Source organism: Nocardia macrotermitis (assembly GCF_009604405.1).
GTDB lineage: Bacteria > Actinomycetota > Actinomycetes > Mycobacteriales > Mycobacteriaceae > Nocardia > Nocardia macrotermitis.
The window spans coordinates 310749-325072 of sequence record NZ_WEGK01000002.1 but is presented as its reverse complement, the minus strand read 5'-3'; the positions used below and the strand labels follow the sequence as shown (position 1 = coordinate 325072).

Annotated in this window: 14 protein-coding genes; 2 read left to right on the top strand and 12 right to left on the bottom strand. The window is 68.6% G+C overall.

The features are described from left to right. The 9 genes from panC to ftsH all read right to left on the bottom strand — a co-directional run bounded on the left by panC (nt 1) and on the right by ftsH (nt 9100). Complete coding sequence (gene panC, locus NRB20_RS05245; protein WP_153408070.1) at nt 1-957, bottom strand: pantoate--beta-alanine ligase; 957 nt, start codon at nt 955-957, stop codon at nt 1-3. After that, nucleotides 957-1937 carry a Rossmann-like and DUF2520 domain-containing protein gene (locus NRB20_RS05240; protein ID WP_153408069.1) on the bottom strand — a complete coding sequence of 327 codons (981 nt, stop codon included), beginning with the start codon at nt 1935-1937 and terminating at the stop codon, nt 957-959. The genes panC and NRB20_RS05240 overlap by 1 nt, the downstream gene beginning before the upstream one ends. Before the next feature lie 499 nt (nt 1938-2436). Then, nucleotides 2437-3402 carry a DUF6779 domain-containing protein gene (locus tag NRB20_RS05235; RefSeq protein ID WP_153408068.1) on the bottom strand — a complete coding sequence of 322 codons (966 nt, stop codon included), beginning with the start codon at nt 3400-3402 and terminating at the stop codon, nt 2437-2439. Nucleotides 3403-3475: 73 nt separating this feature from the next. Then, entirely contained in the window at nt 3476-3943 is a 468-nt protein-coding gene (locus NRB20_RS05230) for a DUF3180 domain-containing protein (protein WP_153408675.1), read from the bottom strand. Nucleotides 3944-4156: 213 nt separating this feature from the next. Continuing rightward, complete coding sequence (gene folK / locus NRB20_RS05225) at nt 4157-4693, bottom strand: 2-amino-4-hydroxy-6-hydroxymethyldihydropteridine diphosphokinase (protein ID WP_153408067.1); 537 nt, start codon at nt 4691-4693, stop codon at nt 4157-4159. Next, nucleotides 4690-5085, bottom strand: coding sequence for a dihydroneopterin aldolase (gene folB, locus NRB20_RS05220; protein WP_153408066.1), 396 nt, complete (start codon nt 5083-5085; stop codon nt 4690-4692). Before folB ends, folK begins: the two co-directional genes overlap by 4 nt. Further along, nucleotides 5082-5918 carry a dihydropteroate synthase gene (folP, locus tag NRB20_RS05215; protein WP_153408673.1) on the bottom strand — a complete coding sequence of 279 codons (837 nt, stop codon included), beginning with the start codon at nt 5916-5918 and terminating at the stop codon, nt 5082-5084. The genes folB and folP overlap by 4 nt, the downstream gene beginning before the upstream one ends. Before the next feature lie 119 nt (nt 5919-6037). Further along, nucleotides 6038-6670 (bottom strand): GTP cyclohydrolase I FolE, encoded by a 633-nt coding sequence (folE, locus tag NRB20_RS05210; RefSeq protein ID WP_319944494.1) that lies wholly within the window; start codon nt 6668-6670, stop codon nt 6038-6040. 75 nt (nt 6671-6745) lie between these two features. Continuing rightward, nucleotides 6746-9100 carry an ATP-dependent zinc metalloprotease FtsH gene (gene ftsH / locus NRB20_RS05205; RefSeq protein WP_153408064.1) on the bottom strand — a complete coding sequence of 785 codons (2355 nt, stop codon included), beginning with the start codon at nt 9098-9100 and terminating at the stop codon, nt 6746-6748. Between the two features lie 355 nt (nt 9101-9455). Here ftsH and NRB20_RS05200 point away from each other — a divergent pair, with 355 nt between their 5' ends. After that, nucleotides 9456-10388 carry a hypothetical protein gene (locus NRB20_RS05200; RefSeq protein WP_153408063.1) on the top strand — a complete coding sequence of 311 codons (933 nt, stop codon included), beginning with the start codon at nt 9456-9458 and terminating at the stop codon, nt 10386-10388. Nucleotides 10389-10457: 69 nt separating this feature from the next. Here NRB20_RS05200 and NRB20_RS05195 read toward each other — a convergent pair whose 3' ends face one another. Continuing rightward, nucleotides 10458-11279 (bottom strand): DUF1266 domain-containing protein, encoded by an 822-nt coding sequence (locus NRB20_RS05195; protein ID WP_153408062.1) that lies wholly within the window; start codon nt 11277-11279, stop codon nt 10458-10460. A 193-nt stretch (nt 11280-11472) separates the two neighbouring features. On the opposite strand from NRB20_RS05195, the gene NRB20_RS05190 reads away from it, so the two are divergent. Then, entirely contained in the window at nt 11473-11724 is a 252-nt protein-coding gene (locus tag NRB20_RS05190; RefSeq protein ID WP_153408061.1) for a DUF2277 domain-containing protein, read from the top strand. A gap of 100 nt (nt 11725-11824) precedes the next feature. Here NRB20_RS05190 and NRB20_RS37900 read toward each other — a convergent pair whose 3' ends face one another. Further along, nucleotides 11825-13384 (bottom strand): helix-turn-helix domain-containing protein, encoded by a 1560-nt coding sequence (locus NRB20_RS37900; RefSeq protein WP_319944493.1) that lies wholly within the window; start codon nt 13382-13384, stop codon nt 11825-11827. Nucleotides 13385-13495: 111 nt separating this feature from the next. Then, nucleotides 13496-14197 (bottom strand): hypothetical protein, encoded by a 702-nt coding sequence (locus NRB20_RS05180; RefSeq protein WP_153408060.1) that lies wholly within the window; start codon nt 14195-14197, stop codon nt 13496-13498. Between the last annotated feature and the right edge of the window lie 127 nt (nt 14198-14324).

The following is a 14324-nucleotide window of genomic DNA, read 5'->3' as shown; positions in this document are numbered from 1 at the left end:
CTATGCGGTCGCCGGAGCGTGGTCGGGGGTGGTCGGGTGGCCGTCGATCGGGACGCCGATCGTGAGCGGCGTGTTGTCGATCAGGCGGGTCGCGCCGAGGCGGGCGGCGACGAGTAGGCGGGCGTTCCCGTTCCAGGCCGTACTCGCCTGTGCCGCACCGGGTTCCGGGATCGGGCGCAGATCCGAGGTGCGCAGTGCCAGATAGTCGACCTCGACGCCGGAGACGCTGTCGAGCACCGCGCGCGCGGCCTCGAGCACCCCGTCCGCGCCCAGGCCCGCGGCGTGCCGTCCGGCGGCCAGCGCCGCGGACAACGTGACCGCCAGATCGCGCTGTACCGGATCCAGATACCGATTGCGCGAGGACAGCGCCAGCCCGTCCGGTTCGCGGACCGTGGCCACCGGGACGATCTTCACGTCGAAATTCAGATCCCGCACCAGCTGCCGGATCAGGGTGAGCTGCTGATAGTCCTTCTCACCGAAGAACGCCTCGCGCGGGCGGGTGATCTGCAACAGTTTGCTCACCACGGTCAGCACGCCCGCGAAATGCGTTGGGCGGGAAGCGCCTTCGAGTTCGGAGCCGAGCGGGCCCGGATGCACCGAGGTGCGCGGGCCGTCCGGGTACATCTCGGCGGCGCTGGGCGCGAAGACCAGTTCCACGCCCTCGCCGCGCAGCAGTTCCACATCGGCGTCGAGGGTGCGGGGATATTTGTCCAGATCCTCGTTCGCGCCGAATTGCAGCGGATTGACGAAGATCGAGACGATCACGACCTGATTGGTGCGCCGGGCCTGCCGGACCAGTTCCAGATGGCCCTCGTGCAACGCGCCCATGGTCGGCACCAGCGCGACCTTGCGGCCCACCGCACGCAGCGCGGTGGATACCGCGGTCGTCGTGGCCGGGTCGTGCAGGACGGTCAGCTCGCCCGGTGTGTACGCACCGCGCAGTTTCGGATCGAACATCAGCTGTGCCTCTCTTCCGCCGGATCGGCTCCCTCGGTGCTCGCGTGATGCGGCACACTCGACGCGTTATCTTCCAGCAAATGGATCAGATCACTGTTCGCGCGCACCCGTTCGGCTGTCCGCAGCGACAGTGCGCGGTAGCCCTCGGCCAGCCGCGAGTCGGTTTCCGCGAGGGCTCGCAGGTGCGCGGCCACCGCCGCGGTGTCACCGCGCGCCACCGGGCCCGTGAGCGCCGCCTGACCACGCCGCAGCGCATTGTCCAGCGCGGCCGAGGCCAGGGGGGCGAGCATGCGCTCGGCAAGCCCGTTCGGCTCGTCGCCGACCAGTTCCTGACCGAGCAGGCCCGGACCGGCCAGGGCGGCGCGCAGGGCCGCGACCGCGTCCACCATGAGGGTGAGCAGGTGGTTGCTGCCGTGCGCGAGGGCCGCGTGATAGAGCGTGCGATGTTCCTCGGCCACCCGCACCGGTTCCCCGCCCATCTCGATCACCAGGGACTGGGCGATCGCGTAGCCGATCTCGTCGGCGGCGGTGATGCCGAAACAGGCGTTGGCCAGGCGGGTGAGGTCCTCGTCGTGGCCGGCGAACGTCATCGCGGGGTGGATCGCCAGCGGCAGCGCACCCCGTTCGGTCAGCGGCCCGAGCACGCCGATCCCGTTCGCACCGGAAGTGTGCGCGACGATCGTGCCCGGCCGCACCGCCTCCGCCGCCGCGAGCCCGGCCACCAGACCGGCCAGCTCGCTGTCCGGCACCGCCAGGATCAACAGCTCACTGCGGGCGGCCACCTCCTCGGCGGGCAGGATCCGCGAATCCGGCAACCGGGTGCGGGCACGCTGGATCGAGGCATCCGAAATCGCGGACACCCCGAAAACGATGTGCCCGGCGCGTTCGAGTGCCGCACCCACCGCCGAACCCACGCGTCCCGCCGAGACGATTCCCACCGTCAACCGTGCAGGCGCGAGCTCGGCCCCTGAGACAGGCATGTCCGAGGTCACCATTGTCCTCTCGAAAGTCGTTCCAGTCCCGCGAGGCGGGTACCGGACGTTACGTCCCGAGAATAGAACCCCACACCCCACCCGACCAGATCCCCACCCGGTGACATTCGCCGCACTCCACCCCCACCCCGAATCAGCCCACCCCACAAGCCCCAGCTCAGCCGCCCGCTTCGCCTGCCTGGGCTCATGGCCGACAGCAACCACAGGGATCACGAACGATCGGAGTTCGCCGCACTCAGATCAGGGTCCGCTGTCCCGATCGGACCGGAGATGATCACGCGGCACAACCACAGTTCGGTCGTGCCCTGATGAGTAGCAGCGGGCCCGCGCGGTCGGTGGAGCAGGCAGACTCGCTGCCGGTAGCTGCCAGCGGGTGAGTACTGATATGCCCGGACTTCGAGTCCTGTTCTCGGATCGCTGAACTCGATTCGACGGACAAGGACACCTGGTCAGGAGACACGAATCGGAGCAGCGGGCCAGCCGGGGATCAGCTCGCGCCGCGTTCGGATTGGAGGTTGGCCATGATTTCGGCGACGGAGAGTTTTCGGTCGGCGCCGTCGGCGGAATCGGCGCGGCGTCGGCGGCGGGCGGCGGAACCTATCGAGGTCGCGGGGCGGGTGGGCTTGGTCGCGGGCTTGTCGGGGACCGGGCGGGGGTATCCGTCGGTCGCGGCCGGATCCTCGGTGATCGAGTCCTGTGCGGCCACGGTCCAGCTCGACGCCGCCGGATCCGGTGCGGGCGCATCCTCGGTGGGCGCGGGCGCGTCCTGCATGATCGCGGCCAGGTCCTCGGCGGTGACGATGGAGGTTTCGGCGGTGACCGGGTCGTCGTAGGGGCTGGCGAAGGCGGGGGGTTCGGGGTGGTCGGCTTCGAAGACCGGGGTGATCGGGTAGCGGGCGACGACCGGGGAGCTCCAGGCGTCCCAGGTATCGGTTTCCTCCGGGTTATCGTTCGCTCGGAATTCGGTCGCGGTGAACGCGCCGGGCAGTTCCGGCAGGCGGATCGCATCGGCGCGCAGGGCGGGACGCTCGGTGCGCAGGTCGCCCTCGAACAGGCGCTGCAAGCTCTCCCGCAGCACGGTGAGTTCGGCGCGCAGCGCGGCCATCTCACCGGCGTCGGCGGCGACCTCCTGCCGCACCCGGGCCTCGACGCCGAGTTCGTACTCGCGCCGGGCGGCCACCTCGCGTTCGAGCTGGAGTTTGTACACCGCTTGCAGGTCGTGCACCTTGGCCTGGTCGGTCTCGGCCGCACGGCGGTACCGGGCCGCGGCCAGCGCGCCGATGACCGCGGCCCACAGCGCTACCACCAAGCCGACGCGGATCAACTGCACACTGCTGCTGAAGACCAGGAAGGCGCTCGCGATCAGGCCGAGCAGCACGAGACCGCCGATGAACAATTTCCCCGCGTCAACCCGTCGGCGGCGGGAAGTACTGCTTCGGGCGGGTGACACCATGCCCGACAGGGTAGCTCGCGTTCGGGGTTCCGGCTCGCAGCTCAGGGGGTAATTCCGGGCGGAAAGTTTGCTATTAAGTAGCCGGTTCGTCGGGCGGTTCGCTGGGCGCGCGGCAGCAATACTCCAGCCACAGCGCCGCCGCGACCAGCAGCACCCCGGCGATCAATCCCACGATCGCGCCCGGCGTATCCGAACCCGCCGCCCGCAACTCCCCGTGCTGCGGCAACACCCAGATCAGGAATCCCAGCCACACCCCCGCGGCCAGCGAACCCACCTGCGCCGACGCCTTCGCCAACGCGACCGCCCGCGCCGCGGTGATCGGATGCAACTGCTTGGGCCCGTCACCGATCCGCCGATCCCCGACCCGCGTGCGAATCACGAAGGCCAGCACCGCATCCAGCGCCGCGACCGGATACAACGACGCCCCCGCGATCACCGTGATCGGCGGAAAACTCGAATACGCCCACCGCGTCGCGATCCAGGCGACCACCGCCGCGATGAACACGTTCGCGGTCAGATCCAGCAGCCTGGTCGGCTTCATGACATTCATGCCACGGCACTCCCCATCCGCGTCACGCACTTCGCAGCCTCGCTCCCCCGCAGGCGGGCATTGCGCACAGACGCTACCGCGCAACCGATCCGGCTCATGAGCCCCCTCCGCTCGAATACCGAATGCCCGGCGCGGCTCGATGCGCGACATCGTCCAGTGCGCGAACGCGATTCGGCTGAGCATCGCAGCTCACGGTCGGCGCATTCACGAGGCGGCTCGCGGCAGGGTCAGTTCGGTGAGGCGCACGCCGTCGCGCTCGGCCTGGTCCAGTGCGGCGAGCAGCTCGCGTATCGGGCTCGGGTGGCCCTGGACCTCGAGGACCGCGTCGGGTTCGACCTCTGCCCAGGGCACCAGGACGAAGGCGCGGTTGTTGGCCTGCGGATGCGGCAGGGTCAGGGTCGGGTCCAGGCTCCGGCACACCCGCAGGCCCTCGGGGCGGTGTTCCGCGCACCAGATCACGTCGACGTCGAGAGTCCTTGCACCCCAACGGATCTCACGCACCCGCTCGGCCGCCCGCTCGAGCTCCTGGCCGCGCAGCAACCAGTCCCGCGCGCCCGCGGCCGCATCCTCCACCAGCAGTACGGCATTCAGGTAGTTCTCCTGCGGCACCCCACCCCAGGGCGCGGTCGAGTACACCGACGACACCCCGATCAGCCAGGGCGCGAAGGCATCCACGACGCTACGCAGATGGGCCAGCCGGTCGCCCAGATTCGAGCCGATCGACAACACCGCGCGGCTCATCGCGCGTCCGTCCCGGCGGCGACCTCGGCGCGGGTGCGCCTGGCGACCACCCGGACGTCGGCGAAGGTGTGCGGAATCGGAGCCGAGGGCTTGTGCACCACCACCTCCGTCGCGGTCACCCGGGGATCGGTCATCACATCGTCGGCGATCTCGCAGACCACCGTTTCGATCAGATTGCGCGGCGGCCCCTGCACGATCGCCAGCGCCCGCTCGGCCAGCTCACCGTAGTGCACGGTATGCGAAAGATCGTCCGTCGCAGCGGCTTCGGTGAAATCCAGCCACAACGTGATATCCACCAGGAACTCCTGTCCCTCCCGCCGCTCGAAATCGAAACAGCCGTGAAACCCGAACGCCCGCAAACCTACTAGTTCGATGCGGTGTTCTCGCGTCATCGGATGGTGGCTCCCTCCGTGGTACCGGAACGTGCGGCGGCGCGGGACCAGGCGTCGGTCACGGTGATGGCATCGAGGGAGGCGCGCACATCATGGACGCGCACACCCCAGGCGCCGTGTTCGGCCGCCAGCGCGGAAATGGTGGCGGTCGCGACCTCGCGGCCGTCGGGGGGACGCGGGTCCCGGCCCTCGGCCAGCAGTGCGCCCAGGAAACGTTTGCGGGACGCGCCGATCAGCATCGGCAGTCCGGTGGCGGCGTAGCGTGGCAGGGCGGCCAGCAGCGCCCAGTTGTGCGCGGCGTTCTTCGCGAAACCCAGCCCGGGATCCAGGATCAGCCGCTCGGTGTCCACCCCGGCGGCAACCGCCAGATCCACCTGGGTGCGCAACTCGTCCCACACCTCGGCGACCACATCGTCGTAGTGATCGGCCGGACCGGTGTGCCGATAGTCCGCGCCCGCCCGCCAGTGCATCAGAATCCACGGCACCCCCGCCGCGGCGACCACCTTCGCCATATCCGGATCCGCGCGACCGCCCGACACGTCGTTGACGATCCACACCCCCGCCTCGATCGCGGCCTCGGCGACCTGCGCGCGCATGGTGTCCACACTCGTGGGCACCCCCGCCGCGGTCAGCTCCCGGATCACCGGCGTCACCCGCGCGGCCTCGGTCGCCGGGTCGACCCGCACCGCGCCGGGCCGGGTGGACTCACCGCCCACATCGATCACGTCCGCGCCCATCGCGTACAGCGAAAGGCCATGTGCCACAGCAAGACTCGTATCGAGATAACGTCCACCGTCGGAGAACGAATCACTCGTGACGTTGACCACGCCCATCACCACGCACGATCGCCCACCGCGCGGCACAACCGCGAGCCCGGCGCCGGACTCGGCACGCGCGGTGTCCCGGTCTCCAGTCACACCCCGGGCGGGTTCGCGATCCGTGGCCAAAGCGCTCACTTCCGGAGTATCAGATCCAGCGCCTCGGCACGCGAGCTGGCGCTGCTCTGCAACAGCCCACGCACCGCCGATGTGGTCGTGCTGGCGCCCGGCTTGCGGATGCCGCGCATCGCCATGCACAGATGTTCGGCCTCGACGACCACGATCGCGCCGCGCGGATCCAGCTTGCGCATCACCGCGTCGGCGATCTGACTGGTCAGCCGCTCCTGCACCTGCGGCCGCTTGGCGTACAGGTCCACCACGCGCGCCAGTTTCGACAGGCCGGTGACCCGGCCGTGCGGGCCCGGGATGTACCCGACGTGCGCGACGCCGTGGAAGGAGACCAGATGGTGTTCACAGGTCGAATACATCGGGATGTCGCGCACCAGCACCAATTCCTGATGCCCCTCGTCGAACGTCGTGTTCAGCACCGAATCCGGCTCGGTGTACAGGCCCGCGAACATCTCCCGGTACGCCCGCGCGACCCGGGCCGGGGTATCGAGCAGGCCCGGACGGTCGGGATCCTCCCCGACCGCGAGCAACAACTCCCGTACCGCGGCCTCGGCACGGGCCTGATCGAAACCACGTCCGGTGTCGAGTGCGACCGGTTCGGTACTGACGCCGGAGAACCCATTGTTATCGGCCGACACAGGACACCTCCACAAACTCCTTGGATACCGGGCAAACTTCCGGTACCCCGACCGTCGAGCCTAATCACATACCGATCAGTTCCGGCCGTTCGGTCCGTCCCACTCGCCGTTCTCACCCTCGCGCGGCACCGTGTAACCGGTATCCTGCGCGTCGTTCGGATGCTGCGGCCGCTGATAACGCTGACCGCCCGCGGCCGCCCAGCCACCGTTCTGCTCGGCGCCCGGACCCGGCTGCTGCGGGGCCTCCGGCTGCGGCGGCCAGCCCGGAGCCGACCAACCCGCCGGAGCGCCGTAATCGGGCCGCGAACCCTGCGTACCACCCTGGTTCGGGTATCCGGGCGGCGGACCCTGATATCCGGGCTGCGGATTCTGGTAGCCCGGCTGCGGCGCGGGATAACCCGGCTGCGGGTTGCGGTACGCCGCCTCCTGCGGATAGCCGTTGGCCGGAACCGGTTGCGGCGCAGCGACTTCCAGCGTCTGCTCGTCCGGCCACGGCTCACCGCGCTCGGCGGCCAGCTCGCGCGGGGTCTTCACCGGCGGACGGTCCGAGGGGACCCGCTCGCCGAAATCGTTGAACGCGGTGATCCGCGGCCGCTTCACGACCGTCTCCAGCACCTGTTCGAGATCCTTGCGGTGCAGCGTCTCCCGCTCCAGCAGCGCGGTGGCCAGCGAATCCAGCTCGTCGCGGTACTCGTTGAGGATCGCCCACGCCTCGGTGTGCGCGGCCTCGATGAGGTTGCGCACCTCCTCGTCGATCTCCCGGGCCACCTCGTGCGAGTAGTCCGAATTCGTGCCCATGGACCGGCCCAGGAACGGGTCGCCCTGCTCCTGCCCGTACCGCACCGCGCCCAGTCGCGCGCTCATGCCGTATTCGGTCACCATCGCGCGGGCGATCTTGGTCGCCTGGTCGATATCCGAGGACGCGCCCGTGGTCGGCTCGTGGAACACCAACTCCTCGGCCGCGCGGCCGCCCATCGCCATCACCAGGCGGGCGATCATCTCCGAGCGGGTCATCAGGCCCTTGTCGTCCTCGGGCACCGTCATCGCGTGACCGCCGGTGCGGCCGCGCGCGAGAATGGTGACCTTGTAGACCGGCTCGATATCCGGCATCGCCCACGCGGCCAGCGTGTGCCCGCCCTCGTGGTACGCGGTGATCTTCTTCTCGTGCTCGCTGATGATGCGGCTCTTGCGCCGCGGCCCGCCGATGACGCGATCCACCGACTCCTCGAGCTGGGCGCCGTTGATCACATTGCCGTGCTCGCGGGCGGTCAACAGCGCGGCCTCGTTGATCACGTTGGCCAGATCCGCGCCGGACATGCCGACCGTGCGCTTGGCCAGCCCGTCCAGATCGGCGTCGGGCGCGATCGGCTTGCCCTGCGAATGCACCCGCAGGATCGCGCGACGCCCGGCCAGGTCCGGATTGCTGACCGGGATCTGCCGGTCGAAACGCCCGGGACGCAGCAGCGCCGGATCGAGAATGTCGGGCCGGTTGGTGGCCGCGATGATGATGACGCCGGTGCGATCACCGAAACCGTCCATCTCCACCAGCAGCTGGTTCAGCGTCTGCTCACGCTCGTCGTGACCGCCGCCCAGGCCCGCGCCACGCTGACGGCCGACCGCGTCGATCTCGTCCACGAAGATGATGCAGGGGCTGTTCTGCTTGGCCTGATCGAACAGGTCACGCACGCGCGACGCGCCGACGCCGACGAACATCTCGACGAAATCCGAACCGGAGATCGTGAAGAACGGCACGCCCGCCTCGCCCGCGACCGCGCGCGCCAGCAGCGTCTTACCCGTACCGGGTGGTCCGTACAGCAGCACGCCCTTGGGGATCTTCGCGCCCAGAGCCTGGTAGCGGGCCGGATTCTGGAGGAAGTCCTTGATCTCGTAGAGCTCCTCGACCGCCTCGTCGGCGCCGGCCACATCCGCGAACGTGGTCTTGGGCATGTCTTTGGACAGCTGTTTGGCCTTGGACTTACCGAAGCCCATCATGCCGCCGCGACCACCGCCCTGCATGCGGGCCATCACGAAGACGAACACGATCAGCAGCGCCACCATCGGCAGCACGAACAACAGGATCTGGGTGAGCCAGCTGTCCTGTTTGACCGTCGTGTCGTACGGCGCGCCCGAAGCCTGCACATCCTTGAGGATCTGCGCGGACACCTCGCTGCCGCCCGGGTACTTCGCCAGGATCTGGGTCTGGTTCCCGGTCGCGTCGTTGCCCTTGTTCAGGGTGATGCGCAGCTGCTGTTCTTTGTCGTCGATCTGGACCTGATGGACGTTGGACTTGTCGGCGAGCTGAGTGAGCGCCACCGATGTGTCGACGTTCTTCCAGCCGCGCGTGTCGTTGCTGAAATAGCTGACCAGATAGATCACGAGCAGGATGCCCGCGACTATGGCCAGGTTGCGAAACACTGTCTTGCGGTTCATAGAGCGTCGGCCGGCGGGCCAGTCCTTTCCGGTGATTCCGGTATGTGCCTGCGTGCGTCGCGGTGCAGCCGCACCATCAACCCGCCCCGGTCGGAGCGAACGGATGCGGACACGCCACGTTACCGCGTACGGTCTAACCGATACATCGCGCAGTTCGGCAGCTAATGCAGTTCATCAGGTAAACGGTCGGAGAACGCAGCTGGTTCCCCGGCCCGTACTCGGGCAGACACCCCGCGGCGTCTGCCCAAGCAGTCACAATCATGGCATGCACCACCTATTGTGAGCGACAACACAACCCCGTGGTGTACGTCATGGAAGCCCGCGACCACCGCAAGTCAGACAGAGCGCAGGGGGTATGGACATAGTCGAGCTACGGACACCCACAGCGATACTGCGCCACGGCGCCGGGCGGCTCCAGGTCCTGCGACCTGGCGCCGAAGGCGAGCGCGTACTCGACGTTCCGGTCTCCGACCTGCTCAAGGTCCGGCTCAACCGGCGGGTCGACGACGCGGTCGTCATCGAGATCTATCTCCGATATCCCAGCCCGGTCCTGACCGGCGTACCCGCCGACCGCACGCCGCTGCCGGTGCTGATCGCCGAACACGACATGCCGACCGCGACCGTGATCGTGGAGCGGATCAACAGTCAGATCCTGCGGACCCAGCGCATCGACATGTCGGTGCCCGATCTCACACCGCCCGCCCCGGAATGGGGCCGGTCCGGGCCGACGCGCGCGGATGTGGACCGCGCGGTCCGCCGGATGGCGCCGCGGCGCGAGGCCAAATCCGCGATCGGCGCGTTGCACCAGCTGGTCGGGGCCGAGGAATTCGCCCTGGAGACCGCGCTGGCCACCGCCGCGCCGCCCACCGGACGCGGGCGTGGACTGCTCGTGGTCACCACCGATCGGCTGCTGTTCCTGTCGGTCGGGTCGGGTGAGCAGTACGCCTACGAGGCGCCGGTCTCGGCACTGCTGTCGGCGCGTCAGGTGGACGAGCACCCCGCCGAGGACGGCGCGGCCGCCACGGAGTTCGGCATGTCGGTGTACGACGGCAACCAGACCATGTACTTCACCGGTGCGGATCGGGCCGATACCGATCGTGTCGTCGGCGCGCTCAACTTCGCCATTCAGCGCGATGCCGCGGACGGTGCGGTCGCCCCGCCCGATCCCGGTGTGGCGCAGCTGTATTCGGAGTGGGAGCTGCTGGTCGAGCGGCATTCGCTCGGTATGGTCGACGATTCGCAGTTCCAGCGGTACGGGCGCGGCATTCTGCGTTCGCTGCCGGATTGATGCTGCGCGCTTCGCGTCGGTGGATGGGATTTCGACGGATTTACTCGGAGGTCGAGTAAATCCGTCGTCTCATTCGGGCTGTAGTGCGATGCGACGCCACGGTGAGGTCTGGCGCTGCCAGAGGCGGATGAGTTCCAGGCGGCGGTCGACGCCGCCGGATTTGAGTTCGGCCAGGTCCTCGCAGGCCTGCCAGTAGGTCCAGCCGGTGAGGTAGGCGTCGCCGAACTGTCGCCAGTTGCGATAGCGGCGTTGCGCGGGGGTCAGGGCGCGCATGACGTATTCCCAGGCCACGTCGGCGTCGAGGTATCCGGCGGTGAAGGCCATCCGGGCCACCGCGACGACCCGCGCGAGATCCCAGGCCTGGATGTCGGCGGGCAGCGGCTGCACCAGGTGATCGACCAGATCCAGCTTGATGGCCTGGGACCAGATGTCGTAGTCGCGCACCAGCGCATCCGGGTTGTCCATCCCCCGGAACGCCCCGACCTGCCGCAGGAAGGCGCGGTGGCGGTCGGCGCGCTCGCCGAAACGATCGCGTTCGGGCGAGTTGATCCCGGCCATGACCAGCGGATGCACCATCGCGTACAGCGGCGAGTGCATCCCTTCCAGGAGTTGTTCCATCGAGGCCATCGCCTCGGCCCCGTCGGTGATGCCCCACGCGCCGGTCAACGTGTCGATGGCCAGTTCACGCCGGTCGCCGAGCGGATGCTCGCGCTCGGGACCGAGCAGCAACGCGTCGTGGAACGCGTCCCAGCGCGCCGAATAGAACGCGCCGAGCGACAGGGCCCGCAGTTCGTCGTCGGAGATCTGCGCGCCGGACCAGTGATCGTCCTCGCGCCGATCGAGTTCCTCGTAGGGAAATGTGGTCAGGGTCGGCAGGTCGCGGGCAGCCATATCCCGATTGTGTCCCATCGAACTCGACCCGGCCCGCTATTCCGGAGACACCGTGTTGGAGGGGGTGCGAACGAGGGTGCCGACGGGCCGTTCGAGGGGCTACAGCGGTCTGCGGAATTCCGCAACGCAGAGTTTTCAGATTCGACGCTCGTTGCGCTGCCATGGGAGCTCAGCGGGGATTACGCTCACCGCCATGTGTAGGAATATCACCGTCTTACGTGGGCTGGAGCCTGCCGCGACCGATCAGGAGATCTTCGCGGCGGCACAGCAGTACGTGCGGAAGGTCGGTGGGCTGACGGGGCTGTCCTCGACGACGAAACCGGCATTCGACAAGGCAGTCGCGGCCGTCGCGGCGGCGACCACCACGCTGCTGGCCGAACTGCCCGATCGCCGGGTGCCGCCGTCGACCGAACCGCCGCTACGCCGCCTCGCCGCCACCGACTGACCCGTCGCCCGATCGGGCGCGAATACCCGCAGTGTCGCGGGCGGTTGACGCGTGCCCGGTGCACCGCGAGCCGGCACGGGCGGTCGTCGAGCGGCATCGTTCACTCGCGGCGGACTCCGTAGATCGCCGCGCACTCCAGGGCGATTTCCAGGTGTACGCCGCGCTCCTCGATCGGGCGGCCGAGCAGTTCGGTGATCCGCTGTAGGCGGTAGCGGATCGTATTACGGTGTACGCCCAGTTCTTTCGCCGTCGCGTCGGGGCTCCGGCGGCAGCGCAGGTAGGTGTGCAGCGTTTCGCGCAGGCGGGCGGGGTTCGCGCCCGGTAGTGCCAGCGCTCCCAGTTCCCGGTCGATCAGCGCGCGCATCGCGGCCTCGTCGACGCCGACCAGGTAGGCCACCTCGACCTGTGCGTAACGCAGTGTCCGGCCGAGGTCGACTACCGCGCGTTCGGCGACCTGACGTGCGGCGACCGCCTCGCGATGGCTCTCCCGGAATCCGGCGATGTGCGCGGCCGGACCGCCGAGCGCGATCCGCACCGGTGCTTCGACCTCGAAGGGCAGCCGGTCCAGGTCCACGTCGGATTCGACGCCGACCCACGCCCACAGCGCACTCGCGCCGGACGGGATGGTGAGCACGCCGCCGCCGAGCGCTGCCGCCAATCGTGCGACCACGCGTTCGAGGGTTCCGAATGCCTCCGCGTCGGGGTCCGTTGTGGCCGTGTCGATTTCGGTGCGATAGCTTGTCGCGCGGCCTCGATGCGGTGTGGGGTCGGAGCCGCCGTTGAGGTGCGGGACATCGCTGCCACTCGAATGTCGTTGGAGACCTATGTCATCGGGGGCTCGTGCCGGATCGATGCCCGGATCGCCGCGGCGCGGCAGGAAATCGGTGTCACGTGGGTGGCGATAGGGGCCGATGTCCTCGTAGCGCCGCATGGGATCGACTTCGTCCGAATATGGCGTGAAATCGGCTGCGGTGCTTGCGGATACAGCGGGACCACCGGACGGATGGATGTCGGGTACAGCGGTGGGCGGTGGGGGTTCGTCGGTCCACAGGACGCAGGCGAGGTGGCGGGTGGCGAGGCGGTAGCCGAGGCGGGCGGAGGTGGTGTCGGGGTCCGGGGTGGCTCCGGCGAGGAGGGCGCGGACGATTTCGGCGCGTTGGTTCAGGGCCGCGCGCAGGCCGCGTTCGCGTTCCTGCATATAGGTTCCGGTGAGGGCTTCGACCGAACTGCTCACCCAGAGGCTGGACCGCTCGAACAGGCGCAGCAGCACCGCACGTTCGATATCCGGTGGGGGATGGCGCTTTTCGAGGGTTTCGGTGAGGTAATCCAGGACGGCTTCCTGGCCGAGGTGGTACACCCGCAGCAGCAGTCGCAGATCGTGGCCGCGGCGGGCGACCGTGCGGGCGAAAGCGTGCGCCTCGGGCGGTACCGGATAGTCCAGGCGGTCCTGGGTCAGGCCGCCGAGCATCACCAGGGCGTGCGCGCGGGTGCTGGCGGCCAGGTCGCGGCGCATGTCCCGATCGGCGAGTTCGGGGAGCCGCCCGACGATCGCGGCGTCCAACCGCCGCACGACCTGATCGAGGGTTTCGGTGCGCAGGGTCTCGGCGACGAAATCGGCGATCCACTGCCGCACCACCACGGCGGTCCGGGCATCCGTCACAGCACACCCTCCGATTTTGTCCCCGAAGCACAAAAACGCCGGGAATAGTTGACCGTAACTGCCAAGAACTCCGCACCCGATTGTGCCACGATCATAGGCCAGTGAACTGATTCACATTTTGCCCCGAAGTAGCCCAATGGGAGACCAGCTCGTGTCCGAACCCGAACCGCGCAAGCCCGCGGCCCGCAAGTCCACCGGCACCACCCCGGCGCGGAAAACCACCAGAACCACAGCGGCCAAGAAATCGGCCGCAGCAAAATCCACCCCCGCCAAAACCACGACACCGAAACGCGCACCAGCCAAGAAAGCGGCCCGGAAGCCGCCCGAAAACGAAGCGGCAGAGACGAATACGCCATCCGAAAGCACTGCTGACACCGGCACGAATTCGACGGTCGCAACCGAAAGCTCCACGGCCGCTGACATTTCCGCAGACACCCGGAACATCGCGCTCGACAGCGAGCCCGCTACAGCCGCCCGGACGGAAGTTGCCGAGCACTCGGAGAACGAGGCGAACACAACGGCCGCCGAAGCCATCGCAGACGGCAGTACGACAACCGAGAAGTCGACGGCTATCGATGTTTCCGGCTCCGGCACAACGGATTCGAGCGCCGGTGACGCCATCCAGGACGCGACGCTATCCGAACCCGCCACCGTGGTAACCCCGGACGGGGATGTGAGCGGCGAGAACACCGCGGTGACGAATGCTCCGAACGATGACTCCAGCGCCGAGCGGACGACAACCGCGGCGGATTCGGATGCGGGGAGCGATGTTTCGCGCGACAGCGCAGACGGTGTGACCGCCGTGGTCGACAACGAACGCACCGCCGAGGCCGCTGAGGTCGGCGGGGCGGATGGCGCGGTGACGGCGGATGTGGGAGAGGCGGATGGCATGGGGAGCGATGTTTCGGACAGGGTGGGTGATTCGGGGGACGGGCTTGTT

What these genes read in the sequence shown, in the direction of transcription:
- panC (WP_153408070.1), bottom strand. Translation starts at nt 957, where the DNA reads ATGTTCGATCCGAAACTGCGCGGTGCGTACACACCGGGCGAGCTGACC.
- NRB20_RS05240 (WP_153408069.1), bottom strand. Translation starts at nt 1,937, where the DNA reads ATGCCTGTCTCAGGGGCCGAGCTCGCGCCTGCACGGTTGACGGTGGGA.
- NRB20_RS05235 (WP_153408068.1), bottom strand. Translation starts at nt 3,402, where the DNA reads ATGGTGTCACCCGCCCGAAGCAGTACTTCCCGCCGCCGACGGGTTGAC.
- NRB20_RS05230 (WP_153408675.1), bottom strand. Translation starts at nt 3,943, where the DNA reads ATGAAGCCGACCAGGCTGCTGGATCTGACCGCGAACGTGTTCATCGCG.
- folK (WP_153408067.1), bottom strand. Translation starts at nt 4,693, where the DNA reads ATGAGCCGCGCGGTGTTGTCGATCGGCTCGAATCTGGGCGACCGGCTG.
- folB (WP_153408066.1), bottom strand. Translation starts at nt 5,085, where the DNA reads ATGACGCGAGAACACCGCATCGAACTAGTAGGTTTGCGGGCGTTCGGG.
- folP (WP_153408673.1), bottom strand. Translation starts at nt 5,918, where the DNA reads ATGGGCGTGGTCAACGTCACGAGTGATTCGTTCTCCGACGGTGGACGT.
- ftsH (WP_153408064.1), bottom strand. Translation starts at nt 9,100, where the DNA reads ATGAACCGCAAGACAGTGTTTCGCAACCTGGCCATAGTCGCGGGCATC.
- NRB20_RS05200 (WP_153408063.1), top strand. Translation starts at nt 9,456, where the DNA reads ATGGACATAGTCGAGCTACGGACACCCACAGCGATACTGCGCCACGGC.
- NRB20_RS05195 (WP_153408062.1), bottom strand. Translation starts at nt 11,279, where the DNA reads ATGGCTGCCCGCGACCTGCCGACCCTGACCACATTTCCCTACGAGGAA.
- NRB20_RS05190 (WP_153408061.1), top strand. Translation starts at nt 11,473, where the DNA reads ATGTGTAGGAATATCACCGTCTTACGTGGGCTGGAGCCTGCCGCGACC.